This is a genomic window from Xanthomonas campestris pv. campestris str. ATCC 33913, from assembly GCF_000007145.1.
GTDB lineage: Bacteria > Pseudomonadota > Gammaproteobacteria > Xanthomonadales > Xanthomonadaceae > Xanthomonas > Xanthomonas campestris.
Genome location: NC_003902.1, coordinates 4,225,890 through 4,252,520, shown reverse-complemented (window position 1 = coordinate 4,252,520; position 26,631 = coordinate 4,225,890). Strand labels below are relative to the sequence as shown.

25 protein-coding genes are annotated in these 26,631 nt (G+C 65.8%); 10 read left to right on the top strand and 15 right to left on the bottom strand.

The window, feature by feature from the left end:
* Positions 1–214 precede the first annotated feature (214 nt).
* Positions 215–553, top strand: coding sequence for a hypothetical protein (locus XCC_RS18460; RefSeq protein WP_019237243.1), 339 nt, complete (start codon positions 215–217; stop codon positions 551–553).
* 141 nt (positions 554–694) lie between these two features.
* Here XCC_RS18460 and XCC_RS18455 read toward each other — a convergent pair whose 3' ends face one another.
* Positions 695–2,281, bottom strand: coding sequence for an SDR family NAD(P)-dependent oxidoreductase (locus tag XCC_RS18455; protein WP_011038655.1), 1,587 nt, complete (start codon positions 2,279–2,281; stop codon positions 695–697).
* Between the two features lie 382 nt (positions 2,282–2,663).
* On the opposite strand from XCC_RS18455, the gene XCC_RS22495 reads away from it, so the two are divergent.
* From XCC_RS22495 to XCC_RS18440, 3 genes are all read left to right on the top strand, one after another.
* Positions 2,664–3,836 (top strand): hypothetical protein, encoded by a 1,173-nt coding sequence (locus XCC_RS22495; RefSeq protein WP_225443866.1) that lies wholly within the window; start codon positions 2,664–2,666, stop codon positions 3,834–3,836.
* 153 nt (positions 3,837–3,989) lie between these two features.
* Complete coding sequence (locus XCC_RS18445; protein ID WP_011038653.1) at positions 3,990–4,961, top strand: glutathione S-transferase family protein; 972 nt, start codon at positions 3,990–3,992, stop codon at positions 4,959–4,961.
* 93 nt (positions 4,962–5,054) lie between these two features.
* Positions 5,055–5,447 carry a VOC family protein gene (locus XCC_RS18440; RefSeq protein WP_012437278.1) on the top strand — a complete coding sequence of 131 codons (393 nt, stop codon included), beginning with the start codon at positions 5,055–5,057 and terminating at the stop codon, positions 5,445–5,447.
* Positions 5,448–5,612: 165 nt separating this feature from the next.
* Here the strand turns inward: XCC_RS18440 and XCC_RS18435 are convergent, their stop codons facing one another.
* The 10 genes from XCC_RS18435 to XCC_RS18390 all read right to left on the bottom strand — a co-directional run bounded on the left by XCC_RS18435 (position 5,613) and on the right by XCC_RS18390 (position 15,259).
* The gene (locus tag XCC_RS18435; protein ID WP_019237241.1) at positions 5,613–6,074 is read right to left on the bottom strand and encodes a DUF4126 family protein; all 462 of its coding nucleotides are present in this window, start codon (positions 6,072–6,074) and stop codon (positions 5,613–5,615) included.
* Positions 6,075–6,354: 280 nt separating this feature from the next.
* On the bottom strand, positions 6,355–7,230 hold the full coding sequence (locus XCC_RS18430) for a CPBP family intramembrane glutamic endopeptidase (protein WP_019237240.1): 876 nt from the start codon (positions 7,228–7,230) through the stop codon (positions 6,355–6,357).
* Between the two features lie 78 nt (positions 7,231–7,308).
* Positions 7,309–7,794, bottom strand: coding sequence for a MarR family winged helix-turn-helix transcriptional regulator (locus XCC_RS18425; protein ID WP_029628843.1), 486 nt, complete (start codon positions 7,792–7,794; stop codon positions 7,309–7,311).
* A gap of 337 nt (positions 7,795–8,131) precedes the next feature.
* A complete protein-coding gene (locus XCC_RS18420) occupies positions 8,132–9,442 on the bottom strand; it encodes a M1 family metallopeptidase (protein WP_016944764.1) in 1,311 nt (436 codons plus the stop codon).
* Between the two features lie 41 nt (positions 9,443–9,483).
* Positions 9,484–10,464: an alpha/beta hydrolase gene (locus XCC_RS18415; RefSeq protein WP_019237238.1), complete on the bottom strand. Its 981-nt coding sequence runs from the start codon at positions 10,462–10,464 to the stop codon at positions 9,484–9,486.
* A gap of 108 nt (positions 10,465–10,572) precedes the next feature.
* The gene (locus XCC_RS18410) at positions 10,573–11,499 is read right to left on the bottom strand and encodes a fatty acid desaturase family protein (protein ID WP_019237237.1); all 927 of its coding nucleotides are present in this window, start codon (positions 11,497–11,499) and stop codon (positions 10,573–10,575) included.
* Positions 11,496–12,644 (bottom strand): hypothetical protein, encoded by a 1,149-nt coding sequence (locus XCC_RS18405; RefSeq protein WP_228442245.1) that lies wholly within the window; start codon positions 12,642–12,644, stop codon positions 11,496–11,498. The genes XCC_RS18410 and XCC_RS18405 overlap by 4 nt, the downstream gene beginning before the upstream one ends.
* A complete protein-coding gene (locus XCC_RS18400; RefSeq protein WP_011269495.1) occupies positions 12,641–13,384 on the bottom strand; it encodes a hypothetical protein in 744 nt (247 codons plus the stop codon). The genes XCC_RS18405 and XCC_RS18400 overlap by 4 nt, the downstream gene beginning before the upstream one ends.
* A gap of 2 nt (positions 13,385–13,386) precedes the next feature.
* Positions 13,387–14,400, bottom strand: a complete 1,014-nt coding sequence (locus tag XCC_RS18395) for a glycosyltransferase (RefSeq protein ID WP_019237236.1) — start codon at positions 14,398–14,400, stop codon at positions 13,387–13,389.
* A 232-nt stretch (positions 14,401–14,632) separates the two neighbouring features.
* Positions 14,633–15,259 carry a YiiX/YebB-like N1pC/P60 family cysteine hydrolase gene (locus XCC_RS18390; RefSeq protein ID WP_043877704.1) on the bottom strand — a complete coding sequence of 209 codons (627 nt, stop codon included), beginning with the start codon at positions 15,257–15,259 and terminating at the stop codon, positions 14,633–14,635.
* Between the two features lie 307 nt (positions 15,260–15,566).
* Between XCC_RS18390 and XCC_RS18385 the strand changes: the two genes are divergently transcribed.
* The gene (locus XCC_RS18385; protein WP_019237234.1) at positions 15,567–15,893 is read left to right on the top strand and encodes a DUF3817 domain-containing protein; all 327 of its coding nucleotides are present in this window, start codon (positions 15,567–15,569) and stop codon (positions 15,891–15,893) included.
* Positions 15,893–16,030 carry a hypothetical protein gene (locus tag XCC_RS22145; RefSeq protein ID WP_019237233.1) on the top strand — a complete coding sequence of 46 codons (138 nt, stop codon included), beginning with the start codon at positions 15,893–15,895 and terminating at the stop codon, positions 16,028–16,030. Before XCC_RS18385 ends, XCC_RS22145 begins: the two co-directional genes overlap by 1 nt.
* A gap of 119 nt (positions 16,031–16,149) precedes the next feature.
* Here the strand turns inward: XCC_RS22145 and XCC_RS18380 are convergent, their stop codons facing one another.
* On the bottom strand, positions 16,150–18,474 hold the full coding sequence (locus XCC_RS18380) for a S9 family peptidase (protein ID WP_019237232.1): 2,325 nt from the start codon (positions 18,472–18,474) through the stop codon (positions 16,150–16,152).
* A gap of 160 nt (positions 18,475–18,634) precedes the next feature.
* A complete protein-coding gene (locus XCC_RS18375; protein WP_011038639.1) occupies positions 18,635–19,726 on the bottom strand; it encodes a DUF1615 domain-containing protein in 1,092 nt (363 codons plus the stop codon).
* A gap of 522 nt (positions 19,727–20,248) precedes the next feature.
* Here XCC_RS18375 and XCC_RS18370 point away from each other — a divergent pair.
* From XCC_RS18370 to XCC_RS18355, 3 genes are all read left to right on the top strand, one after another.
* Complete coding sequence (locus XCC_RS18370; protein WP_043877706.1) at positions 20,249–22,129, top strand: GGDEF domain-containing protein; 1,881 nt, start codon at positions 20,249–20,251, stop codon at positions 22,127–22,129.
* Between the two features lie 129 nt (positions 22,130–22,258).
* A complete protein-coding gene (locus tag XCC_RS18365; protein WP_016944769.1) occupies positions 22,259–22,705 on the top strand; it encodes an Rrf2 family transcriptional regulator in 447 nt (148 codons plus the stop codon).
* Positions 22,706–23,396: 691 nt separating this feature from the next.
* The gene (locus XCC_RS18355) at positions 23,397–24,296 is read left to right on the top strand and encodes an NAD(P)/FAD-dependent oxidoreductase (RefSeq protein ID WP_011038636.1); all 900 of its coding nucleotides are present in this window, start codon (positions 23,397–23,399) and stop codon (positions 24,294–24,296) included.
* 353 nt (positions 24,297–24,649) lie between these two features.
* On the opposite strand, the gene XCC_RS18350 is transcribed toward XCC_RS18355, so the two are convergent.
* Positions 24,650–25,198, bottom strand: a complete 549-nt coding sequence (locus tag XCC_RS18350; protein WP_019237228.1) for a hypothetical protein — start codon at positions 25,196–25,198, stop codon at positions 24,650–24,652.
* 452 nt (positions 25,199–25,650) lie between these two features.
* On the opposite strand from XCC_RS18350, the gene XCC_RS22490 reads away from it, so the two are divergent.
* Complete coding sequence (locus XCC_RS22490) at positions 25,651–25,851, top strand: hypothetical protein (protein WP_228422686.1); 201 nt, start codon at positions 25,651–25,653, stop codon at positions 25,849–25,851.
* 190 nt (positions 25,852–26,041) lie between these two features.
* Here the strand turns inward: XCC_RS22490 and XCC_RS18340 are convergent, their stop codons facing one another.
* Positions 26,042–26,578 carry a hypothetical protein gene (locus XCC_RS18340; RefSeq protein ID WP_019237226.1) on the bottom strand — a complete coding sequence of 179 codons (537 nt, stop codon included), beginning with the start codon at positions 26,576–26,578 and terminating at the stop codon, positions 26,042–26,044.
* Between the last annotated feature and the right edge of the window lie 53 nt (positions 26,579–26,631).

The following is a 26,631-nucleotide window of genomic DNA, read 5'->3' as shown; positions in this document are numbered from 1 at the left end:
CTTGCGCATACTGATTTCATAGGTCTATAGGAGGGGCATGCGTCTTTCTTCAGCGAAGACAGAGGGTTCTCCAGGGGGGGGGCAAGCGCTGCTTACTTCTGGTAAAAACGCCGATTGCCGCAGCAAGGAGCCGCGCCGGATGCCATTCGCTATCTTCCGTCCCCACGTTTCAATAGCGGCCGCAGTGGTGGTTGCTAGCTTTGCAGGATGCGTCGTGACGGAGGCGCCGATCTCGCAGAAGCAGTTCTCCGATCATGTCGCGACGCTGCTGGCAGGCAAGGATTCGGCGGTGGTTGAGGCGGGCAAGCTCACCGACTTCCCTTGGAAGACACTGTGCTTCGAGCGCGATGACAGTCTGGTGCTGAGGTTCGATCAGGGTGGGAAGAGATCAGTTCTGCAGTTACCGCACGAAACGTTCTTCGTGGACGAGGGGCAGGTGGAGCATTCTCTTGAGGACAGATGTGTCACGCCCGCCGAACACATCTTGCTCAAGAAGAAGTATCCAGGTGATCACGGGCCGATCGAGTTTCAGAAGGCAGCGCACGGCGCCTGAGTCAGGCTGTACCGAATCACCCAAAGCGCTATGCCGGCGATCCCGGCGCGGCGAACACGTAGTTCGCCTGCTGCATGATTCAACAGCGTCCGTTCTGCACCGCTGGCAGCGCCGGCCGATGCGCTCCGCTACTGACCGGCCTCACCAATCCGTCGGCGCATAGTCCTTCAAGAACTGCCCCCACACATGCTCGCCGGTGTTGAAGCCGTGGATGATCGGGTCGACGATGCGCGCGGCGCCGTCGACGATGTCCAGCGGCGGATGGAAGCGTTCCTGCTGGACCTTGAGCGCGGCGATGTCGGCCGGATCTTCGTCGGTGACCCAGCCGGTGTCGACGCTGTTCATGTGGATGCCGTCGTTTTGATAATCGGCCGCCGAGGTGCGCGTCATCATGTTCAACGCGGCCTTGGCCATGTTGGTGTGCGGGTGACGGGTGGTCTTGAAGTTGCGGTAGAACTGGCCCTCCATCGCCGAGACGTTGACGATGTGCTTGTCGCGCTCGGGCGTGCGCAGCATCAGCGGCTTGAGGCGCGCATTGATGATGAAAGGCGCGATGGCATTGACCAGTTGCGTCTCCAGCAATTCCACCGAGGGCACCTCGGCCAGCAGCAGGCGCCAGGAGTTGCGGCCGCGCAAGTCGACCTGCTGCAGATCCTGATCGAGACGGCCTTCGGGGAACAGGTGCTCCTGGCCGACCAGCTCGTCGTCCAGCAGCGCGACCTGCGACAGCTCGGCGGCGCGGGTGAGGCCGTCGGCGCCGTCCAGGCCGCGTCCGTGCACGGCCGGCAGCGCAGTGGCTGAGGCGTCGCGCAGCAGTTCGGGTGTACGCAGGCCTTCGTAATGGCCCACCAGCTTGCGCACCGTCTCGGGCAGGTCGTGCAGCGCGGCGGTCTCGCCGGCCATCATGTGCGCGTAGAACTGCGGCGGGCGGCGCACGGTCTGGCAGGCGTTGTTGATGATGAAATCCAGCCGCGTGCGCGTGGCCAGCAACTGGCTGCAGAACGCTTCCACGCTGGGCGTGTGGCGCAGATCCAGCCCGAACACCTGCAGGCGGTGGCCCCACTCGGCAAAGTCGGGTTCTTCCGCATAACGCGCGGCCGAGTCGCGCGGGAAGCGCGTGGTGACGATGAGTTCGGCGCCGGCGCGCAGCAGCTTCAAGCCAGCCTGATACCCAATCTTGACCCGGCCGCCGGTGAGCAGCGCCACGCGCCCGCGCAGGTCGGCGGTTTCGGTGCGCTTGAAGAAATTCAGCTCCGCGCAGGCCGGGCACATCTGGTCGTAGAAGTGATGCAGCTGAGTAAACTTCTGCTTGCACACATAGCAGTGCCGCAGTTCCGGCGATTGCTGTGGCGCCTCGGCAGCGGCAGCGCCTTCGCCATTGTGTGCATCGTGCAGGCCGGCGGCGTGCGGCGGGAAATAGTTCGGCGTGCTGAACACCGGTTTGCGCCGCAACGCGCGGATGCCGGTCTGCTCGAGCAAGGCCTCGGCCTTGCGGACCTTTTCCTGATGGCGTTCGCGCTCGCGCTGCTTGAGCAGTTGGCGGCGCGCCTTGGGCTCGGGGTGGTAGACCTTGGCCACCACCTGATGCAGCCGCACGCGGTCGGCCTCGGAGAGCGTATCGAGCACGCTGCGGTCCGCGTCGATGGCCTCCAGCACATCCAGCGCGGCGCGCAGGCGGTCGGTGAGCGGCAGGTCGTCGGCGGGCAGGGGCGGGGCAGTGGTATTCAAGGCAGATCCGGGCAGAAGCGGCTGAAAGCCGTGGGTGTGGCGGCAGGCGGCCGGTGGGCAAGACGGTGCTGAGCCCTTAGAAAACGCGGGCGTTGCCAGTGAGTTTCAAGGCTGGGCGCTATTTTCGCCGATTGGCGGCGGCAGCGCCAATCCGGGGCCCGGGGTGGTGTCCGAGCGCCCCGAGGCGGCCGGCGTGTTGTGGCGTTGGCGGTCCGCTTCGGCGGAACACACGGGTGGGCATTTGCACCTGCTGCCGTGCACCTGCAACAGCGCTGAAAGGACAATGCTCTTCGCGTGGATCCTGTGCGAGTCAAGACTAACAACGGGGCCAGTCAGAGGTGGGTTACCCTCACCGTCAGTTTTGCTATCGGAAATGCTGCTCATGCAGTCCGCAGTCGACAAGGATCAGTCATTCGCAGGTGCATTAGGGCGCCTGCTGCTTGATGCGGTTCTGGTGTTGGCGCCATTGGCTCTACCGCTTTTGCTGTCGCCACCACTGGCATGGCTGTACCTGAGCGGGACGGTGCTGTTTGAGTGGGCTGAAGAACGCGTCTTTGGTCGTGTCGAGTGGATGCCGCTCTACAGATTGGGGGCCTGCATAGGTGTCAGTTATGCCGTCGCTCAGGCTACTCCATCGCGCACCGTCGCGCTGCTGGCGGGAGTGGCCGTTTTCGCGGTTCTTGTGGCGCTGGGAAAGGCATGGGAGAAGCTTGCTGGGCTTTCAATCGAACGCCCAAGCAAGGGCCCAACGTTTACGCGCATCGCAGGGCCCGGGCGGCCATCCGGACGCCCCGTTGACGATCCGGCACCGCTGACGCCGGAGGGTGGGCAGATACGCATGATCGGTTGCCACGAAGTGCGCAATAGTGCTCCGCTGCAATACGATTATCTGTTTCCCGATGGCAGCGTGCTGTTTGGAGCGGGCGCGGTGCTGATGTTTTCTCCAGATGGCCGCTATTGCGTTTCACCGATGCCAACCACCGGTTTCTGGGGGCTGCTGATCTATGACCGGCGCGCACGCATCCTGTACCGTTTCACGCAGCGCGAAAGTTTTGTTGCGCTTCATGCCGTCACCGCGACCGAGATCCACGGCTGGGGTAGTCGCGTGCATAAGGATGGAACCATGCTGTGCGTGTTGATCGACGACGTGATCGCACATGCCTGTGCAGTTCCGATGGTGAACATCGGTGATCTCATGGTGCCGGCGTACTATTTGGAACAGGTGCACCAATCCCAAATGGGCGAATTTCCTCCCGCACCGGCCGGCGGACCGGTACTGACCGTGGCGCCCTACCTTCCGCAGCGCTTGATGGCGTTGGCCGATCCAGTGGCGCCGCTTGCAGACCCGTGGGTGGAGTTGATCGTCAATGGCGCAGCAAGTGGCTTGATTGTTTCGCGCCGTTATCCCCGCTTGCTCTGGAGCAGCGATGCACGCGGGCTGGTGTGCATTGCCAAGCGCAAGCACTGCGACGAAGCGGCCAGCTTCTGGTACTGGAACGACGTGGCGGGCTGGAGCTCGGTTGGCGGAGGCGACCGCGTTATACCGATGCAGTAGCAACGTCATGCAGCGGATCGCAAGGCGCGGTTGCAACAATGCAACCGCTCCGTGTGTTGCGGTGTTCAGTTGCGCCGCCGTTGTGTTCGCCGATCACATGTCTTTGGAATGGCGTGCGCTACGGTAAGTGCGGACCTATTTCCGGGAGACACCATGGGCCTGCTGGTCGACGGCAAGTGGCAAGACCGTTGGTATGACACCGACAAAAGCGATGGGCGCTTCGAGCGCTCGCAGTCGCATTTTCGGCATTGGGTGACGGCCGATGGGCGTGCTGGGCCGCATGGCGAAGGCGGCTTTCAGGCTGCGCCTGGGCGGTACCACCTGTATGTGTCGCTGGCCTGCCCGTGGGCGCATCGCACATTGATCTTCCGGCAGCTGAAGGGCCTGGCATCACTGATCGATGTGTCGGTGGTGCATTGGTTGATGGGCACGCAGGGCTGGACCTTCGAACATGGACCCGGTGTGGTGGGCGATTCCATCCACCATGCCAAATATCTGTATGAGGTCTATCTCAAGGCCGATCCGCAGTACTCCGGCCGCGTGACGGTGCCGGTGTTGTGGGATCGCGAGCGCGATACGGTGGTGAGCAACGAGTCAGCCGACATCATCCGCATGTTCAACAGTGCGTTCGATGCGGTGGGCGCGGCAGAGGGCGACTACTATCCGGAAGCGCTGCGTGCGCAGATTGATACGATCAACCAACGCGTCTACGACACCGTCAATAACGGCGTGTACAAAGCGGGCTTTGCGACCACGCAGGCGGCGTACGAAGAAGCCGTGGTGCCGTTGTTCGACACACTGGATTGGCTGGACACGTGCCTGAGCACGCAGCGCTATCTGTGCGGCGATTACCTCACCGAAGCAGACTGGCGCCTGTTTACCACGCTGATTCGGTTCGATGCGGTGTACGTCGGGCATTTCAAATGCAATCTGCGGCGCATCGCCGACTACCCGCAACTGTCGGGATTCCTGCGCGAGCTCTACCAGATGCCGGGCATCGCAGAGACGGTGAATTTCCAGCACATCAAGAGCCATTACTACCAGAGCCATGCCATGATCAATCCCACCGGGATCGTGCCGATGGGGCCGGTGCTGGACCTGGATGCGCCGCACGGCCGGGGATGATGGCGGCCATGGTCGCTCGCAGTGGATGGGCGGTTTACCGTTGCGCGTTGGTTGCCCTATGCTGCTCGCCCTGCGAATACACCGGAGTGCTGCATGCTGAGTCACGTCATGGTCGGGTCCAACGACATCGCCCGCTCGAAAACCTTTTACGACACGCTGTTGGGAAGCGTGTTCGGCGCGCCGGCGGCGTTCGTCAACCAGGCCAACTCCGGACATACGCGGCTGTTCTATCGGCACGCGGGCAGCAGCTTTTGCGTCAGCGAGCCCATCGACGACGCGCCGGCCAGCCCGGGCAATGGCACCACGGTCGGGTTCGTCTGCGACTCACCCGAGCAGGTGCGGGCATTTCATGATGCAGCGGTCGCCGCAGGTGCCACCAGTATCGAAGAGCCGCCTGGCCTGCGTGACAGCACCATGGGGCCGACCTGGCTGGCGTATGTGCGCGACCCGGATGGCAACAAACTCTGCGCCATCCATCGGCCGTAGGCCGTCATGCAACGCGGGCCGCGTGACGCGCTGATGCGGCGCGGCCCTCGAGACGGGCGTTACGTAGGCAAGACGGCCAAACGCATTCGGATCGACCGCGCGCTCGGCACCGGCCCCGCGCAGTCCCTCGCTAAATGATGCCTGCCGACGTGGATTATCGGTCGCTCACTCTTCAGCAGCGCTGCGCACGATCAATGTGGCCGCACCCACCGAGATGGCATCCTCAACCGCACCGGTGCTGGTCTGCCCGTAGCGTTCGATCGCGCGCATCCGCGCATTGAAGGTGAGGTAGGCCGCCGCGACCGCGGTGCCGGCACCCAGCAGGGCCGCAATGCCGCGCTGATGGCGCGGCGCCAAGGCGGCGCCGGCAATGGCACCGGTGGCGACACGGGCCATCATGCCGGCCAGCACGATGCGGTCTGGCGCGGTCTTCATCTTGTCGCCCGCCAGCTCGCCACCTGCCAGCGCCAGCATGCCGGCAGACGCCAGTGGGTTGGCGAGTAGCCGCGGGGCGCCATTGTCGCGCGGTAGGGTGCCGGTGCGTGCCGCATTGGCGACCGCGGCAAGCGGGGTCATCGAGCGCATGCCAGCGACGGCGCCCATCAGAATCGAATGAATCAGAGCCATGTGCACCTCTGCAGGTACGCATCGACGTGCTCCGCCATGGAGCCCGCAGGCGCGCATCAGTTTATTGGTGCTCAGAGCCTAGGAGGTCAGATGTGTGCGAGATGGCAAGGCAGTGCCAGGGCACTGCGACGTAGGTGACGTCAGACCAACGCGGTGTCCGCCTGGCAGCTGACGTCTATTCCGCGATGGCTGCGCTGTGCAGGCACCGCGCCATTGTCATGCGTGGCAGGCGCCACTACGCTGCATCACCTTGGGGGCGCTGCAGCGTGGCGGATGCGCATCAGGGCTGCTTCGCAAACCGGCCTGCGCGCCACGCCATTGCCAACACGGCAAGGCCGACCGCCAGGCAGACCAGCACGCCAGGCAACGACGCTTCCGGGCCAAACGCACCGCCGGTGAGCCATTCGGGAAATCCCGGGCGGGCCGTGCTACGCGCGATGGCCGGGCCCATGTCGGTGCCGGAGACGGCTGCGCCAAACAGATAGCCCTGGGTGAAGTTCCAGGCGATATGCACACCGATCGACATCCACACGCGGCCGGTCAGGGCATGGAACGCGCCCAGCAAAATGCCGGCTTCCAGCGCGATGCAGATCGCTGCGAATGCCGTGGCGTGCGGATTGGCGATATGGCCGAAACCGAACAGCGCGGCGGACGCGGCGAAGGCGATCCACGGCCCGAACGCGCGCCAGACCAGGCGCAGGAAAATCGCCCGGAACATCAGCTCTTCGATCACGCCCGCCTGCAATGCCTTGCGCACCGCAGTCCATGCCGGCGCCATGCCCAAGGACTGGATGTCGTACAGCCCGAACACCGCCATGATGCCCATGACCGAGGCGAACATCGCCGCGCCGATCAGCAGGCCGAGAAGCACGTGCGGCACCATCGGCCGCACCGCGAGCTCGCTGGCGCGTCGCCCTTCGGCCAGGCGCACCGCAAGCACGTACACGCCCAGGCCCACCGCGATGCCTATCAGGCTGGCCAGCAACTGCAGCGGGCCGGACTCCTTGGGCAGCAGGCCGCTGACGAACCGGCCGCTCATGGGCGCCAGCGCGGCAACCACCACCAGCAACAGCACCGCCCAGGCGATGGCGCGGAGCCAGCGCAGGCGCCCGGGATGCAGGAACTTGCGCTCACCCAGTTCGATCGGGCGGCTCATCTGTCTGGTCGTGGCCAAGGACTGTCCGGCAACCGATTGCGTTGATGCGTGCATGTACGACTCCATGTGGTGTGGTTGCTAGCGGGTGGTGGAGCGGGATGACGCGTTGGATGCGTCTGCAATCCGGGTGGAAAACGCACGCTGGTTCAGCGCGTCGATGGCCTCACTGAGAATGCGGGACAGCGGGACGGACAACTCTGCATCGAGCTGCGCGGCGGCGGCATTGGTCGCGGCCCATTGCCGCTCCAGCGCGGGAATCATCTTTTTCGCCTTGGGCGTCAGCACGACGATGCGTTCGCGCGCATCCGTGCCTGGTTTCAAGGCAATAAGACGGTGCGTGGTCATCTGCGCCACCGTCTGGCTGGCGGCCGAATGGCTGATGCCGATCTCCTGCGCGAGCACCTTGATGGGAACCGGGCCCACACGCAGCAGGGCGCGTAACACGGGGGTATAGCGTGGCCGCCAGGTTAGCCCCGCAGCCGCGTAGACACCTTCCAGATCACCATCGAGCCGCTCGATGAGTTGCCGGACCAGGGTGCCAAGGGTAGGTGCAGGTGGGGTCATGACCGAAATGTATAAGCGCTGTTGTAATTGCGCCTGTGCCAGAAGTATTGGCATCTGCCAGCGCTAGCGGCGGGTCGGGTAAGGCTTCGGCGCTGCCGCTGCATGACATTGCGGGATCGCGCGAACCAATGTGGGGCGTGTCGATGGATGCGCTGATCGGTTTTGGACTGCCGGCTGCGGAGAGGGTTGGCGCGCGCATCATACGCTGGCGCCGCCGCACCAAGTGGGTCAGCAGCGATGCAACGATCAAGACGCACTCTTACGCAGCAGCGCTACGCTGTTCCGCGCATGGCCATGCTGCGGAGCATGTGGTCTTGATGGTTTTGGCTTGCCGGGGTCAGTTAGTCGCTTCGTCGCCATACACCCACTGCGCGAACAGTGCTGAAAGATCGCGCCCGCTGGCGTGCTCCATTGCTCCCTGAAGGTCCTGACTGACGACGGTGCTGCCCACGTTCTTGCGGGTGTAACGGCGCATACCCGCCCAAAACGCCTGCTCACCCAGCGTCTGCCGCAAGTGCGCCATGAACAGCGCGCCTTTGCTGTACTGCACGGCGCGGCGGACACGTAACGAGGGGTACTCACCTGACCAGGCCAGCGGTTTGTCGAAGCCGGCGTCACGGGCGATGGCAAGCCGGCGGCGTGCTTCATTCAACTCCTGCTGGTAGGCCGCCTCGCCGAAGGCGTGTTGCTTCCAGGCGGCGACCATGAACGTGGTGATGCCCTCGTTCAACCAGAAGTCTTGCCACGATGCGCAGGTGACAAGGTTTCCCCACCACTGATGCGCCATTTCATGCGCGATGATCCATGACGAAGCGGGGTCTTCCTGCTCGTCTTGCAGTGCTTGCACGCCAATGAGCGAGAAGGTGGCCGCCTCCTGCGCCTCCTGTCCGGGCACAAGCAGCTGGGTGTAACGACCATCCGGGAGCGATACGCCTGCCGCCTGCGCAAAAAATGCCGCAATGGAGGGTGTCTGCTGGAATGCGTCTGCCAGGTCCGCACCTCGACCTGTGCCATCGAGATAGACGAACGTCCCGGCCGTGGTTTTGGATGACTGCTGCGAGAAGGTGCCAACCGCAAAGCCGAACAGATAGGCCGAATACGGCCTGGTAGCGCGCCAGCGGTGCAGCACCAGGCCGTTCGGAAGCACCTTCTGGGGCAAGCCTGCGCCGATGCTCAACGTATCGATGCCGGCAGGCACGAACAGATCCAAAGCGAAAGACGCTTTTTGGCCGGGGCTGTCCTGCAGGCAGACCATCCAGTCGCACGCGAAGTAGCTGGTGTAGAAGCCACTGGCCGCGCGAACAACACCCTGGGCCGGCACGCCGACGATCTTGAAGGCGAGCGACGCGCGGGCGCCTTTGGCAAGCGCGCTTGGCAACGCAAACGTGATGCCATCGGTGGTGCTGGTCACTGCGATCGGCTGACCATTTAGTTCGGCCGAGAGGATCTGCAGTGCATTAGGCGAGAACGTCAGCTGGGTGAGGTGGTCGGAGGTGCTGCGTAGGCGAATGCGCTGCACGCCGGAAAGCGCGGTGGTGCTGAGGTCCGGGCGCAGTTGCAGCTGATAGCCCTCGACCTCGAACCCCGCGCCTGGCAGTGTCGGTGCTGCGGCCATCAGCGAAGTCGGTGCAAGTGCCAGCAGTGCCAACAGTGCAAGCAGGACCTTGTATGCAGTGAGTCCCCGATGTGTCACCGCTCGCTCCGATCAGCCGTCTTGATCCCGAGCAAGACCTTCAAGCCGTGGGTGGTGCCGCGTGGCCCGATGGTCAGGTGGTCCTCGTCATTGAGAACGTCCAGCGTGAGATGCAACGACGGATAGTGCCGCGCGCGCAATGCCTGCGCCATGTTCTGTGTGTCGACGACCATGTCGTGATTCTGGTGGTAGCGCACTTGCTCGTACTCGCCAACGTATAGATAGACGAGCGCCGGCAGGTCTGTATGCGAGGCGGCAAAGGTTTTTTCCTGCGCCACCATCGCGTGCTCGCCATACCAATACGATGGGCTGCCCAGGATGTAGCCGGCAAACATGTCCGGTGTGCTCAACAGGATCTGCGTGCCCAGCAGGCCACCGTACGAATGCCCGAGATATAGACGCCGCTGCTCGTCGGTTCGGTAGCGCCTAGCAACGAACGGCAACACGCGATCGCGCAGGTAGCGGATGTAGTCCGCGCTCTTACCATGGGTCGCAACCGGCGCCGCGTCTGGGCCATCTTCCGGTGTGGGCGTGTAATCGCGCCGCCGGCTGGGCATGGGCTCGTCGCCGACGGCGTAGGACAGGCCGACCAGGATGAAGTCCTCGACGGCCGGGCCTTCGCCATTCAAGCGTCGCGCGATCTGCTTGACCAGGGGGAACGCATAGTCGCCATCGGTGGCGTACAGCACCGGGTAACGGCGTTGCGGATTGTCTGCATAGCCACGTGGCAGGGCGACGAAGACCTGATACGTGCGACCCGTTGCCGGGTCGGGCACGTCCCAGACCTCGCTGTCGACCAATTCATAGGGCTTGCCGCCGCCACGTTGCCCGCCCAGCGGCGTAGCCTGTGCCGGCGCTGCAATCGCCTGACTGGTGACTGCAGGTGCTGTTGCGGCGGGCGGCGCCTTGGCGGTGTTGTCGCACGCACTCAGCAACAGCACGACCAACCCGATCAATCCGATTCGATTCAAAGACATTCCCAGCCTGACGTTGCGTGTGGTCCGTCGTGCGGACATGGAGTGGTGATTGCATGCGTGCAGATCATGATGGGATCGCCAGCGCAGCGCGTTGAGGAGGCTGCAGCGTCAACGCTGATCGTCACTACGCGCACCCCGGCTCACGTCCCTGAGCACGGCGCCGTAGCCATGGTAGAGATTTGCAGCGGGCAGCTGGTTTTGCGCGTGCATCCAGCGATGCAAGGCCGGCAGTTGGTAGAACGGCACGCGCACATGCTGGTGGTGTTCGATGTGGTAGTGGATGCCATGCGGGCCGCAGAAAAAGGTTTGCCAGCTGCGCGCGACGATGGTGCGCGCGCTGTGGCGCTGGTCCTCGCACGCGGCGTAGCCGGCATGCTCGGTGATGGCACGGATGCGGGCGAACAGCTGCAGCAGCGTCAGCGCCGGCAGCAGCCATAGGCCCAGGTACAGCAGCGGGTGGCCAAATGCGGCGAGAGCCCCGAACAGCAGCCCGTTGCTGAGCAGGATCGTGCCGGCAACCAGCCCCGCGCGCTGCGGCACGGTACGGGTGTGCGCACTGGCTGGTTGTGTACGGCGCCTGCGTAGCGCACCACGGATGGCGAGTACGTAGCCGATGCCGGTGACATCGCGGAGCAATCGCAGCGCCAGCTCGCGGCGCGAGACAGGGTAGTCGGCAATGCCGAACATGATGGCCACTGGATCATCCGGCGACATCGGTGCGCGGTGATGCTGCAAATGCCCTTGCCGGTAGGCGAACAGCGACAGGAACAGCGGGCCGGCGGCCAGCGCCTGCGCCACCACGTCATTACGTGACTGGCGATGCGCCAGCAGGCGGTGCGCGCCCTCGTGCATCATCACCGCGAGCGCAAGCTGGGTGCGGGCAATCACCACAATCGCCAACGCATACACTGCCGGATGTGGATACAGCATGGCGGCGCCAAAGCACAGCGCGATCACGGCCCAGTCGGCGGCCAGTGCCATGCCGCTGCGCCAGGGCTGCAGGCGGGCAAGCGCTATCGGCACCGTGGCGCTCATGCGTGCTGTCCGGTGGCTGTGAGTTCCACCCATGCCTGTGCAGGTGCGCCGCGTGCCAAGGCCAGGATCAGGCTGACCCACAGCTGCAGGCGCTGTGGCGCGTCCAGCGTGGACGCGTCGTGCCCGGCGGCGGGCGGGGTTGCGCGCAACGCGTCGCAGGCGTGGTGGATGGCATGCGCAAAGGCGTCTGCATCGCCCGTCCACGCAACGATTTGATGCGCCAGGCCGCAGGTTGCGGCATGCGCGGCATTGCGTTGCTGCTCCGGCTGCCCGGTGACGATCAGCAGGATGGGCCGCCGGTACACCAGCGCAATCGATAGCGCGGCCATGCCGGGCGCCGAGATCAGCAGCGTGCTGGTTGCGGCGTGGTCGATCCACTGTGGGTGGTCGGCCTGCCAGCCGGGGCGCTGCGCATAGCCTTCGCCGACACACAGGCTGCCCAATCCCGCGCGTCTCAGTCCTAGCTCCAGTGCCTGCGCGAGCGCGGGATCGCGGAAGTGCGGGTTGAGATAGACCGCGGCCATTGGCGCCGTGGGGGTGGCAGATGGGGATGCAATCGCTACCGGCGTTGGCAGCCGCACGCGTCGTCCGCTGGCCTGCGGTTGGCTTTGCGCGAAGTCGTGCTCCAGTTGCGCGGCGGCGCGGTCGATCTGCCAGCCGATGGCGCCTGAGAACAGCGCAGCCAGCACGCGCGGCAGCCGGCCTTCGAAATTGCCCTGCAGTGCGGCGCGCAAGCTGCCGCCATAGATGTGCACGATCTTGTGCCGCCAGACCGGCAGCATGCCCATCACCAGCAGCGCCGGATGGAAGGAATCGTTGAGGACCAGGTCGACCTCACGCAGGCGTCGCTGCAGTTGCAGGACATCGCGCAGCAGCCGCGCCGGATGCAGCAAATAGGCGGCGACGTTGGCATCGGTGGCGGCCGCGCGCATGTTCTGGCGCGCATCGAACTGCACGGCGTAATGCGGCGACAACACGCTCGCCTGGATGTCAAAGGTGTGGAGAAACCGTGCGCCGGCTGCCGAGGTGGTGATGACCTCGACCGCGGCGCCCTGCGCCTGCAACGCATGCGTCAGCAGCTGTGCGCGCATCAGGTGGCCGCGTGCGTCGGCGGTGGCCAGGTACAGCAGGCGCGGGCGCTTCACCGCCACAGGTAAGCCCGTACACGCAGCACCGCACCGGCGGCATACATGCCGAACGCACCACTGATGCCGAATGCACGGTCGATCCGCCGCACCTTCGCCAGCAGTGCCTGCAGCGCTGCCTGCTCATCTGCAGGTACCAGCCGCTGCAGGATCCTCTGGCACTGTTGCACGTGGCGTTGCTCATCGCCGAGCACGCGCGTGAGCAGCGGCTGCAGTGCGTGGCCGGCAGGCAACACGCCGCAGTGTCGCTGCAAGACGCGCGACGCCATCTGTTCGGCACACAGCCCGATCGCAAACGCAGGCACCAGCAGGCCCTGCCGGAACTCACCCGCATGATGTGTTGCCAGCCGATGCCACTGCGCAATCTTGCGCCGGCTCAGGGCATCGGGCTGCGCGGAGGGCCGTGCGGCACCGCGTGCGGCCAGCGCGGCGGCGAACGCCTGTGCATGCCATTGCTCTTCCTGCAGATGCTGGTCCATCAGCGGCACCAGCCACGCAGGCCGCTGCACCGGCACCTCGCGCTGCAAGGCCAGCTCGGTGGCTTCTTCGCCAACCAGATACATCCGCAGCAGCAGGCACTCGCCGGCGACGCTGGCATGCAGCTGACGTAATGCGGCCGCCTTGATCCGATCGACCAGCCACGCCTGGGTGCGCGCCCAGCCACGCAGGGGCGGTGGCTGCAGCGCCAGGAGCGGCACGCCGCCAGCGGTGCCGGGGTCAGCTGGCAGCGCGCTGCTCACCGCTAGGAGTGGTGGTAAGACAGCGCCTGCGCATCGGCGCGGCGGCGGCGCCAGCCCAAGCCGGCGGCCAGGCTGCCGAGCATGTCCACCGCGGAGAACGCGGCGATCAGTGCCAGCGCGGCGCCCCGGCGCAGCCCGCGTACGGGCGGCAGGTCCTGCATATTTAAGGCTTGCGCGCTGAACCACAGACGCGATGCCAGCACGCACAGCGGCCCGACCGGCCCGCTGCGCGCCAGCCAGTGCAGCGATGCCGGCAGATACGCCTTGACCAGGTGCGGGGTCAGGCCCAGCGTGTCCTGGCCGCGCCACCAGCGCAGCTGCAGTGCTTCGCCACGGGTGTCGGGCAGCTTGTGCACCGTGTGCGCACGGGGTGCGTAGTGCACCGCGATGCCGCAGGCCTGCAGATGCAGCCCCAGCACCTGGCAGTGCGCGCGGTACACGCCATCCAATGGCTGGTAGGCATGCGCGGCGAAGATCTCGCGCCGGAACACCACGTTGTTCGCATAGAAGTTGCGCGTGGCCTGCGGCTGCAAAGGGCTGGGGAAATACATGAAATCCAGCGTGGTCAGTGCGGTGCCCACCAGCGTGGCGGCGTAGCTGGTACGCCCGGCAACCGCTGCCAGCTGCGGCTGTGTGCTGAAGGGCAGCAACAGTTCGGCCAACCAGTCCGCCGCCGGCAGGCAGTCGGCATCGGCAAAGATCACGTAGTCGCACAGCGCCGGATCGGTGGCGGCAAAGCCACTGTTCTTCGCCTCGTAATAGCCGGTGGTGTGCGCAATGCGGACAAAGGTCACCGGCCGCCCGGCGATGCCGCTGAGCGCGGCGCAGGCGGTTTCGCTCAGGCCGTCGTGGGTCACGATCAGCTGCGCCAGCGCGGTGAGCGGAACCGTTTGCGCGGCCAGTGCGGCCACTGCGCGCTGCAGGCTCTCCAGCACAGCGTTGTGTGCTGCGTCGCCACCGCGCAGGTTGTTGGTCTCCAGGACCAGGGCGCAGCGCAGTGCAATCGGCGTGGACATCGTACGGATCCCTGTGACGTCGTGATCTCCCGGCAGCTGCGCCGTTGGACTGATCGCAGATGCCATCAAGTGCCGAGAGTTGCGCGACTATACCGGGAAAGCACGGGTTGGGACGGCTGGCGGGTCCCTGGTGCCCGACGTCACCGCGTTCGACGTGCAGCCTGGTGTGCAAGTAACCGTGACGCCCAGCGTGCCGCATCAGTGCGACCGCAACGGTCGCACTGCGGTCAGCTCAATCCAGTGGCCCAAGCGCCTGCAACGCTGGTGCGCGCGCCATATCGTTGGGGTTGGTGCCGGGCAGGCCTTGTGGCACATCCATGCCCTTGCTGCGGTAAAACTCTGTCCAATATGCAGACATCTGCCCGCTCTGCGGGTTCTTGAAGTTCATCGGCTGCAGCGCGAAGACCTGATGCGCGCGGAAGGCGCGCTCGATGAAGTCCGAGCAGTAATAGCTGTTGTCGTCCTGCACGTAGGTCAGGTTGTAGGGCTTGCCGAGCATGCGCCGCGCCTGTGCGATGGCATCGGGAATCGCCGCACGCTGCGCGGCGTTGAGCCGGTACACGAAGATCTGCCGCTGTTTGGCACGCGCCTGCCGGATGAAGTCGGCAAGCGGTTGCTGGCGCGAGCCTTCCTCATCGGCATGCAGCACCACGCGCGCGCGGCCGTCATGGGCCACCAGGCCCACATGATCGAAGCTCGGTGCGCCCTGGGTGGCGGTGGCATCGTCGATGGCGCCGCTCAGGCCGGTGCGCGCGGCGGTGACGAACAGCAGATCGCCATCGTGCAGCCGCAGGGCCAGCGCCGAGGTCGGCAGCAAGGCCAGCAGGAGCAGGGACAACAACAGCCGGAACGTGTGCATGTGTGGATGCTTGGCGGTGGCAGGACGTACCGATTATGGACAACAACGCCTGTCTCGGCGCGTATGCCGAGGAAGGCGCAGCCCGGGGCGAGGGCAGCGGCTGTTGGCCGCGTGGTGCACGCAGCGAGGCGTCTGCTCCGCTGTCGATCGGGGGTTCCAGCCGCAGCGGCTTGCAAGAAGCCCTGGCTTGCCCTGGATCGCAACAACGAAAGCCCAAGCCTGGCCCGTGTTTTGTAGACTACGCAGGCCAGCGGGCGTCGCCGTCGCCATCGTGTCGCGGCATTGCCTTGGTCGCCTGGAGTGTTGCATGCGTTCGTCTGCTGCGTTGTCGCCGATCGGCCGGCTGTTTGCCGTGGCCGCCCTGATCGAAGGAGTCACCTGGGCCGGTCTGCTGATCGGCATGTGGCTCAAATATGGCCTGCAGACCACCGAGACGGTGGTCTGGCTGTTTGGCCGCCTGCACGGCGGTGCCTTTCTGTTCTATGTGGTGGTGAGCGTGCTGGCCGCGCTGCGTCTGCGTTGGCCGTGGTGGGCCTGGGCGCTGAGCCTGCTGGCCGCACTGCCGCCACTGGTGACGGTGCCGTTGGAACTGTGGTTCCGGCGCATTGGTTTGTTGGGTGTGCGGACGCGTTGATGCGGTTCGTCAGCGAGAGAGTGCGTTTCCCCAACGAAAGCCACGGCTTCTACACCGAAGCGCATGGGCGTGAGTACTACACGCGCTTGCTGGCGCTCTTGAGCAAGGAGCTCGGCGGTAGCGCCGCGGTCCAGTAGCTGTGCTGGTCATGCGCTGGCGCGCGGCGCGGACGTGAGTGCAGTACCGCGCCGCCGCGCCATTGCGCAACGCATGAACCATCTGCGTTGCGCGATGACACCAGCTGCAACTGGCGTGCTCAGTGCTTCGGCATCGGCTGCATCTGGTACTGCGCCGGGGGCGTAGCACCGAGCAGATACTGCACGAAGTAGTCCCAACGGCGGCGGGTGACATACGGGGTCAGGTCGCCGTAGCCATGCTTGGCATTGGGCAGCATCAGCATGTCGAAGTTCTTGTTGACCTTGATCAGCGCGTCGGCCACCAACAGGGTGAGATATGGCGGCACGTTGTCGTCGAGCGTGCCGTGCACCAGCATCAGCCGGCCTTGCAGCTTGCTTGCATGCGTCGCGTTGGCTTGGTCGTCGTAATTGGAGGTGCCGTCTTTGTTGACGATGTGCTCGCCGTGGTACTTCTCGGCCCAGTCGTCTTCGTAGCCGCGGTTGTCGTGGTTGCCGCTTTCCGACCAGGCCACCTTGAACAGTTCGGGGTAGCGCAGCATCGCGCCGGTGGACGCATTGCCGCCACCGGAGTGGCCCCAGATGCCGACGCGGGTGGTGTCGAACCACGGGTAGCGCTGGCCGAGTTCCTTCACCGCAGCCACCTGGTCGGGCAGGGTGTTGTCGCCCATGTTGGCGTACCAGGTGTCGTGGAAGGTCTTGGAGCGCCAGGGCGTGCCCATGCCGTCGATGGCGATGACGATGAAGCCCAGTTCCGCGAGCGATCGATTGTCGCCATGGCCGGCGTAGAAGCCGCGCCCGCGCACCGAGCCGGTCTGCGGGCCGGGGTAGATGTAATCGATCACCGGATATTTGCGTGCCGGATCGAAGTGGGTGGGCTTGAACAGCAAGCCGTACAAGGTGGTCTTGCCGTCGCGCGCCTTCACCGTGATCGGTTCCGGCGGGACCCAGCCGGCGGCCTTCAGGCGGGTGATGTCGGCGGTGGCGACGGTGCTGAGCGTGCGCCCATCGGCCGCAGCGCGCAGCACGCTGACCGGTGGGGTGAGCGTGGTGGAATAGGTATCGACGAAGCGCGCGCCATCGGGTGAGAGTGCAATGCTGTGATCGGCCGCTTCCGGCGTCAGCAGCACCGGTGCGCCGCCGTCCAGGCTCACCTTCCACAGTTGCTGGTAGTACGGGTCCACGCCCGGCACCTTGCCCACGCCGACAAACCACGCGGTGCGGCTCACCGGGTCCACCCGCAGCAGCTCGGTGACATTGCCTTCGCCGCTGGTGATCGCGCGTTTGGGCTTGCCGGTCTGCAGGTCGTACAGATACAGCTGGCCCCAGTCGCTGCGTTCGGAGAACCACACCGCTTCGTTGCTGCCGGGCAGATAGGCCCAGTTCGCGGCGACCTGGCCGCTCTCGTAATAGGTCTTGGCGGTTTCGTCGAAGGCGGTACGCACCGCGCCGGTGCTGGCGTCGGCAATGCGCAGCCACACCTGCTTGTGGAAGCGCGAGGTGGAGGCGAACGCCAGGGTCTTGCTGTCCGGCGCCCACTTCACGTCGTCCCACAGGCCCGGCGAGCAGCTCACGTCATCGCACAGGGTGGAGCGGTGCTGGTCCGGCGGCAGCTTCAGGCGCACCACGCTGGCGGTGGGCACGTCGATGATGACGCGCTCGATCATGGTCACGTCCTTGTCGCCGGCCAGCGGGTATTTCCACGACTGCAGTTCCGGATGCCCGAGCTTGGTGCTGACCAGATACATGTCGCCGGTCTTGCGCTGGTCCTGCTGGAAGGTGGCGATCTTGCGCGAGTCCGGCGACCACGCAACGATGGCGTTGTCGCTGTGCTGCCAGCCGGCGTTGTCGGTGGCGTAGCCGAAGTTTTCCACGCCATCGCGGGTCAGCTGGGTTTCCTTGCCGGTGGCCAGCTCACGCACCCACAGGTTCCAGTTGCGGATGAAGGCCTCGCGGGTCTTGTCCGGCGAAAGCACGCCCGGTTCGGCCTTTTCGCTGGCGTAGACCTTGCTGCAGGCGGCGCGCACATCGCAGATCACGTCGGTGTCGCGGATCTCGAAACGGTAGCGGCCATCGGCGGTGAGGCGGACCTTGGGCGCCAGCGTGGCGGCCTTGAGCGGTTTGTCGCCGGTCTTGAGCAAGCTGTTGAGCGCGGTGGCCAGCCGGGCAGGCTTGAACAGTGGCGCGGTCTTGCCGGTGGCGGTGTCCAGCTGCAGCAGGCGGTCGCCCCTGGCGTCATGGTCCACATACACCACATGCGTGGGGTCCAGCCAGGTCACCTGCGTTGCGGCGTGGTCCACCAGCGGCTGCGCCAGATAGCTGACCAGGCGTTCGGCGCGCGCGTAGTCGGCGGCAGTCACGCTGGGCGCCTGCGCGCTGGCCAGTGCGGGCAGCAGGGCAACGGCCAGGGCGGTGAGCAGGTGGCGCATCGGCAACGGTGTGGGCATGTGGACCTCATCAAAAGGACGCGCGCCGAGCAGAGTGGCGCAACCCGGCAATGCTACGTGCGCGGGCGGGGCCTGTGACCCTGCCATACGTCGTGCTTTGCCACGGCGCGCAGCTACGGGCATGGTGCCAGAGGCGCCGCGTGCCCCGCAGCGGGTGCTGCTACTTGGCCATGCAGCGCTTCCAACGGTCGTTGACGCGTTGGGCAAACCAGGCGGTGGTGAGGGTGCGGGTGATCTTGGGGCTCTCCAGGGTGATGCCCGGCAGCACCGCGCGTGGCAGCGCCGCGCGGCCGTCGCGCTCGGCCAGCGCGAAGACCTGGCGATACAGTGTGCTGTCGCCGAAATCGGCGCGGTTGCCGTCTTCGAGCGCGGCGCGGATCTGGCGGTCATTCATGCCCAGCTGGCTGGCCAGCGCCCGTGCGGCGCGTTCGGTGCCGCCGGGTGCGTCCAGGCTGGCGCCCGGGGTGAGCAGGTCGCCATCCAGCGCCAGCGCGATGCCGCTGGCCTTGCTCAGCGCGGTCTGGAACGCGGCATTGCGGCTGGCGTACCAGCCGGCATTGAAGTCGGCAAAGCGGTACAGCAGCGCGTCGTAGCGGGCGGGGTAGCCCAGCAAATGCCGGGTGCCGAACCACAGCCCGCCGCGGCGGCTGAATACCTCATGCCGGATGGAGTCGTCAGGCGGGTAGGGGTAGCGGTCGGCATGCTGCTCGGCGAAGGCGATGCTCACCTGCATCGGCCCGCCGGTGCGCACCGGATTGAGCCCGCCAAACAAACGCCCACCCAGCGGCACGCTGCCGGCGAAGTCTTCGAAGATGCCGCTCAGCTCCTGCTCGGTGCGCGCAGCGGCAATGCGGGTGGCATAGCTGCGGCCATCGGGCGAGGTGATGCGCAGCGCGGCATCGACCATGAAGCCGGGCAGGTGGTGGGCGCTGGCGCGGCGGTCGATCTCCGCGCGCGAAATCTTGCCCAGGTTCGGCACCGGCGGATTGGCCTGATAGGTGGACTCCTGCTCGGTGACCGCCAGCACCGCGCAGATGTGTTCGGGCGTGGTGGCGATGTCCTGCGAGGCAAGCGCCACGTAGACGTCGCGGGCCCAGCCGGCGCGGTCGCTGACCGATGCCGGCAGGCGGCGCGCGATATCGGCCTGCACGGCCTGTGGCGAGCGTTGCGGCGTGCGGGGCGCCTGCGTCGCACAGGCCGACAACAGGGCGAGCACGCCAAGCGCCAACAGGCGCGGAATCGAACGGGTCACGGCGTCTCCGGGAAAGGCGGGTGGTACTGCCGGGTGGCAGTTTACGTGGCGCGGTGTTGGCGGATGGCAGATGGCGGCGGCAGGCGCATGCACGGCTTGCCGGTGGCATGGCGTGGTTCACCGGGACAGCGCGTTTGCTGCTGTCCATATGGCCTGTCACCGGGCGCCGATGGCCGCGGCGATGCGCTGCGCGCGGGGACATGTGCAGGACCGGCGCGCGCCACAGCTCGGGCGGCGCTTCGTAGCACGCATCGTAGAGCGCGCAGCGCTGCCACGTTCAGCGGGCGCCATTCAAGACCCTGGCCACCCGGCCGATAACGAGCTCGACCATCTGCGTGATCGCCTGGTCGGGCACGTCGCGCGACCACCATTGTGCTCAGTGTCGCTATCGCGCGCGACTGCAGCATTGTTTCCATCACCTGCGACGGAGGACTGCGCCATGCCACAGCAATCAGTACCTCCTCACCCAGGGCCACCTGCGAGCCACGGCCGCGATGCCATGGTGATCGCGATGCGTGTGCGATGAAACGTCAGCGCACGGCGTGGTGGTTTCCGCATCTGTGCACTGCACTGCTGTGGGTCAGTGGGGCGGCCTGGAGCCAGCCGCAACCCTGGGCCACGACCGAAGCCATGCTGCTCGACGACCCCACCGCCGCCCTGCAGGCCACCGACCGACAGCTGCGCCAGGCGCGCGCAAGCGGGCAGGCCGATGCCACGTTCTGGGCGGCCTTGGCGCAGGCGCGGGTGCTGATTTCGCTAGAAGACAGTGCACGCCGCAATCAGGCGCTGACGCAGGCACGCGACGTGCTGGGCCAGCTGCATGGCAGCGGCGCGCAGGCGCGGCTGTGGCTGCACACGGTGCAGGCACTGAGCGATGTGCGCGAAAACCCCAATCGCTCCATGGTGGCGCGGCTGGAAGAGTTGCGCCGGCAGGCGCGCGCGCTGGGCCGCCGTGACCTGCTGTGCGAAGTCGACGCGGTGGACATGTGGAGCATGCTGGCGTCGGGCAGCAGCGATGAGGCCTGGAATGCCGCGCAGGCCAGCTACCAATGTGCGGTGCGCGAAGGATCGCTGTCGCTCGAGCTGGATGCGCTGACACAACTCGGGTCACTGGCCAGCCGCGTGGGCGGGCGAACCGCCAAGGAAAATGAGGCGGAGGCCTATCTGCTGCGTGCATTGGCGCGCCTGGGCGACCTGCCGGCACGCTTCCAGCGCAGCCTGATCGAATACGAATACGGTGCCTCGCTGGCGCTGCAGCAGCCGGACGCGGCGCTGGTGCATTTCCGCCGCGCACTGGCCTTGAGTCGCGCGCTGGGCGATCAGGCCGGCGTGGCAGCGGCACTGACCAGTGCCAGCGAAGCCTTGATCGAGACCGGCGATGCCGCCGCGGCGCTGGTCACCGCCAACGAAGCGCTGCCGCTGATGCAGGCGCAGGGCAACATCGGCCGCGTCGCGGCCTGCCACGCGGTGTTGTTGAAGGCGATGACCGCGTTGACGGATGCGCGCCTGGGCGAGGAGATCGCCGCGGCCAGGCGCGCCGATGGCCCGCAGCTGGCATCAAGCCGCCGTGTGGACCTGGCCGATGCCATTGCCGCGGCGCTGGCCTCGATGGGCCAGCACGCGCAGGCCTATGCCGAACTGCAACGTGCCAACGCCTTGCGTGAGCGTAGCCAGGAGGGCCAGCGCGACACGGTGATGCTGCGGCTGCAGGCGCGCTACGAAGATGCACGCCGCAGTGCGGAAACCGCGGAATTGCGCCGCCGCAGCGAAACCGCGCAGTTGGCGCTGCAGGCGCGCGAAGCCGGCCAGCGCACCTTGTGGATCGCGCTGTGTGCGGCCTGCCTGTTGCTGATCGCCGCGCTGGTGGTGGTGGCGGTGGGCTGGCGCCATCGCCGCCAGCTCTCCACTCTGGCCATGCGCGACGAACTGACCGGCCTGCCCAACCGTCGCGCGATCCGTACCGAGGCGCAGCAGCAGATCGAGCATGCGCTGCGTACACGCACCTCCTGCATGCTGGCCTTGATCGACCTGGACCACTTCAAGCAGATCAACGACGTGCACGGCCATGCCACCGGCGACGCGGTGCTCAAGGCGCTGGCTGCCGCGTCCCGGCGCGCCCTGCGCGAGCGCGACCAGCTCGGCCGGTTGGGCGGCGAGGAATTTCTGCTGGTGTTGCCGGGCTGCACCGCTGACGAAATCGGCAACGTGTTCGCGCGTCTGCGCAGTGCGGTGGCGGCGATTGCCATCGCAGGCCTGCCGGCAGATGCGCCGGTGCGCTTCTGCCTGGGCGCGGTGCGCGTCACCCCGGCGACCGGGCTGGACGTGCTGCTGAGTCAGGCCGACCTGGCGCTGTACGCCGCCAAGACCGCCGGCCGCGACCAATGGGCCGTGTACGGCGCGTAGTGCAAGTGCGCGCCCTGGTGCAATGCGACAATGGCGCCGCAGTGCGGCACACTTTGCGCAGCGGCGCTGCCGCTCCTCCCGCCTGCTCAGCGATGCCATTCCGTGCGAACCGATAGCCGCCTTTCCCGCATGCTGCATGTGCTGTTGCACATGGCCAGAAGTGCGCAGCCGATGACCTCCGAACAGATCGCCCGCATGCTGTCGACCAATGCGGTGGTGGTGCGGCGGACCATGGCCGGCCTGCGCGAGGCCGGCTACGTGCAATCGTCCAAGGGCCACCACGGTGGCTGGCAGTTGGCGCGCGATCTTGCTCAAGTCACATTGCTGGATGTGCACCGCGCTGTCGGTGGCCCGCATCTGTTCGCAATCGGCACCGACCAGGACCACCCGCAATGCGGTGTGGAGCGTGTGGTCAATGCCGCCATCGCCGACGCGCTCACCGCCGCCGAAACCTTGCTGTTGGAGCGCCTGGGAACGGTGACCCTGGCGGACCTGGCCAGTGACTTCGATGCCTTGTGCAAGACCGCCACACCCGTGCAAGCCGCGGGAAAAGCCAAGCGCGTACGGCGCGATTGAGCGGTTCGGCAGCGCCGGTGGCCTGTGGTGGGTGCGCTCGGTTGCCGGGGTCCTCGCTTGCCAGCGATGGTTGACTGATCTGTCTGCTTGCATGCAGCCTGATGCTGCTTCAACGCAATGAGTAGTTCAATCGCTGCGCGTCGAATGAGGTGACGGGCGACGCATGCACTTGTGGTCTCTGTAAGCCTTGCTCATCGCAGTGCTACGCATTGCAGGCAATCACGCGTCAGGCTGCACGCTGTGCGTGGCGCGGCGTTGGCCATGTGATCAGCGCGGTGCGCGCAGTCGCCTCGCAACCTCCGCAATCTCGCAGTGCTTAGCGTTGCAGGGCATGACAGATCGACGCCGTGGATCACCAGCTCGCCGGCACGCGCGTGGAGGTTGGCCACGTGCTGCACCGCCTTGATCATCCAAGAATCGCGCCCATTGCCGGCGTCGCCCAGCACCTTGAAGCCATAGAGCTGCGTCCCCGGCTGGCTGCACTCCAGGCTGTCGCCCTGCAGTGGCCATACGATCAACACGGCACGCACAGTCGCTTCAAGTGCTGACTCCAGTCTCGACAAAAACGCAGCTGCTGAGCTCGCTTATAAGCGCATGCACAACCACACAGCCCTTCGGTGACCGCTTGAACCGCTGGTCCAATCATGTAACATCGAAAAGTACATAAAGAAGCAAAAGGCAAGGCAGCGCAATGCACTACGACGTGATCATCATCGGTGGCAGCTACGCGGGACTTTCGGCCGGCTTGCAGCTCGCGCGTGCACGCCGCCGCATTCTGGTGCTGGATAGCGGTCTGCGCCGCAATCGCTTCGCCGCAACCTCGCATGGCTTTTTTAGCCGCGACGGCGAGTCGCCTGCGCAGATTGCCGCGCACGGGCGCACGCAGTTGCGCGCGTATCCCGATGTGCACTGGGCCGATGCCGAGGTGACGCAGGTGGACGGCACCGCAGAGGCATTCCGCGTGACGCTTGGCAATGGTGGGGCCCACATGGCGCGCCGTCTCATCATTGCCACGGGTGTGGTGGACCGCCTGCCGGATATCCCGGGCCTGGCCGAGCGCTGGGGCAAGCAGATCTTCGTTTGCCCGTATTGCCATGGCTACGAACTGGAGCAGGGACGTATTGGTGTGCTGGCCACTTCTGCGTTTGCGGTGCATCAGGCCGCGATGCTGCCGGATTGGGGCGTCACCCGCCTGTTCTTGAACGATGCGCTGGTCTTGGACGCCAAGCAGAACGCCCAACTACAGGCACGCGGCGTGACCCTGGTGCCAGGCGCGGTGGCCCGCATCCAGGGCGACGACGCGCATGTGGAGGTGGTGCTGCGCGATGGGCAAACCACACAATTGGACGGCCTGTTCATCACCACGCAAACCCACATCAGCCCTGTGGTGACGGCAATGGGGTGCGCCCTGGCGGACGGGCCACTGGGCAGCCATGTAGCGGTGGATGCAATGCAGGCGACCTCGGTTCCCGGGGTCTTTGCATGCGGCGACATTGCCAGCCCCGCAGCCTCGGTGACCTTCGCGGTGGCCAGCGGTGCCATGGCCGGCGTGGCCGCGCATCGCTCGCTGATCTTTGGCTTGCCGGCGTGAACTGAGCCGGCGCGGTGACCGCGGAGCGGCGAAGAGAGAACTCGCGCGCGTAATCGGTGTTATCGCCGCCATTTTGCACCGGATCCAGCTAATGAATGTTGGTCGGCGGTAACAGCCATGTACCGCGATCTATGCCGAAGCGTGCGCTCGCCCTCTGCATTTACTGACGAGTGCGCGCTGCGCTCGCCAGCCGCTGCAGCGGTGTGCGAATCGCCCGCAGCAACACCGTTGCGCCTGCGCATAGGCCGCATATAAACACGCCCGGTACATGGCAGCGGCAGCACACCGTGGTGTCTGCCGATGCCATGTACCGGGCGCGTGGTGACGACTGCAGTGCGCAGTCGTCTCTGCTGTTACTGCTGCACTTCCTGGAACGGCACGTTATGTTCCTTGGAATACGCACGCTGCGCCGTGTTCAAGGCCTGGATGTCGGCCACCAGGCCGTTGGCGGTGGTCTGCAGCTGCTTGCCCAGCGGTGCCAGGGTCTCGTTGGTGTAGCCATCCGGCAACGCGGCAATCTGCTCCATCGCGGCCATGGTGGCGTCGGCGCTCTTGAGGGTGGCAACCAGCTTGGCATCCAGCTCCTTGGCGTTATCGGGCACGCCCGAGGCCATCATCGTGTTGGCCTGCGTATTGGCGGCCAGGGCCTTGCGCTGGCCGGCCAGTGCAATCTTGTACTGCTCCAGCGGCTTGTGTGCGATGGCATCGGCCATCAGCGACTGCCCACGCTCGCCCGACACCCATGGGTCGACGATTTTGACCACGCCGTTCCAGACCGAGATGTTATGCAGGAGATAGTCGCTGGAGGACATCTTGGAGGCGCCGCTGGCGAGATCGCTTCCGCCACAGGCAGACAGCAGCAGGCTGAAAGAAAGCACGACAAACGCGGTGAAAGTCTTCAAAGCAGAGTCCTTGGTACGGGTTTTCCGCGGCAGGGCCGCAGCGAACAGGAGAACACCAAGGAAGCGCCAACGGCCTGCAGCATCGCAACCGATGCGGACGATCTTCCTTGATACGAAGCAGCGCTGGGGTCCATCCCGCGATGCGGGTGCGCTACGGCACGTAGTATAGCGGCCGTCGTCAGATGCATGCGGCATTGCCCGCTCAAGCGCGATCTGCACGCGCTCAATCCTCATCGTGTGCTGTACGGCAGGCGCCGGTATTGGCAGCGTGGATCTGTGCGTAGCGGTGCGTGCATGCGACATCGGTAAACTGGCGAACGATTCGTTGCAGTGGCACTACGTTGAAACCACCCCGTCGCCGTGCAGTTGTACCAGCACCCAACTCACGCAAGGAGCGCATCGCGGCGGTGCTGCAAGGTGCGGGCATGCTACTGGTGGCCGCAGCCTGCTGCATGCGGCTGGCGCTGCTGGTCGAGGCCGTGGTGAAGGGGCGTTATGTCAGCGTTATCCGTGGGCGGCCGACACGCATATTCCTGCTGGAGGCGGATCCGCAGCGTTACTGGATCGCCATTGGCTGGGATGCGGCAGTGACAGGTGGCTTGTTGGTGCTGCTGCTGGTGATCGCCCGCATGTGGTGGCTGCAGCGGCGCTGATGCCGCGTGTAGCGCACTGTTGTGCAGCGATGCGTCTCTCGCCTCGCAGCGCTCTACCAGCACCACGCATTAACGCAGCGCTGTTCTGAGATGTGACGTGCATTGCGCATTCCGGCGCGGCATGGCGCTGCATCGAGCGTATTGCTTGATGATCAAGCGCCATCACGGCCGCAAATCGGGCCAACTCCGCTCAGCGCGTGGGCTGCCGAGGCGCTGGCTTCTTCGGCTTGAGATTCGGCCAGGTGTCGTAGCCGTAGACGAAGTTCTTCTGATCGGTGCCCTCGGTGGGGTCGCAGCGTGGCGAACTTCCGCTAGCGGCCATGCCGGGTTCCAGCTTCCCGCCCACATCGCGCACGGCCTGCGCGGCGTAGTCGCAGATCGGGCCGTCGGTTGCCACGTTCCAATCCGTGCGCGTACTGGGCTTGGCATGCTGGATCAACACGATTGGCGTGCCGTTGAATACATGCACTTGTGCAGCGTGATCGCGCCCGGTGCTGAAATAACAGGGCGCCGGAATGCCCAGCGGCAGGGTTTCGGCATCGCGCTGGACCACGCATTGCCCATCGCGTTCGCCCAACTGCAGTACCCGGCCCGCCAGGGTGGCGGTGGTCACCGGATGGCGCGTGGTCACCGGTGACGATGCGGCGGCGGGAGTCTGTGCGTCTGCCGGCAGGCAGGCGAGCATCAAACCGAGTGCGAGGGTGCTGGCGGCAACTGGCAGGTGCATGCAACGTCCGTGTCGATGGCGCCGCAGTATGGCAGATGCGCTGGCGGCTCCTT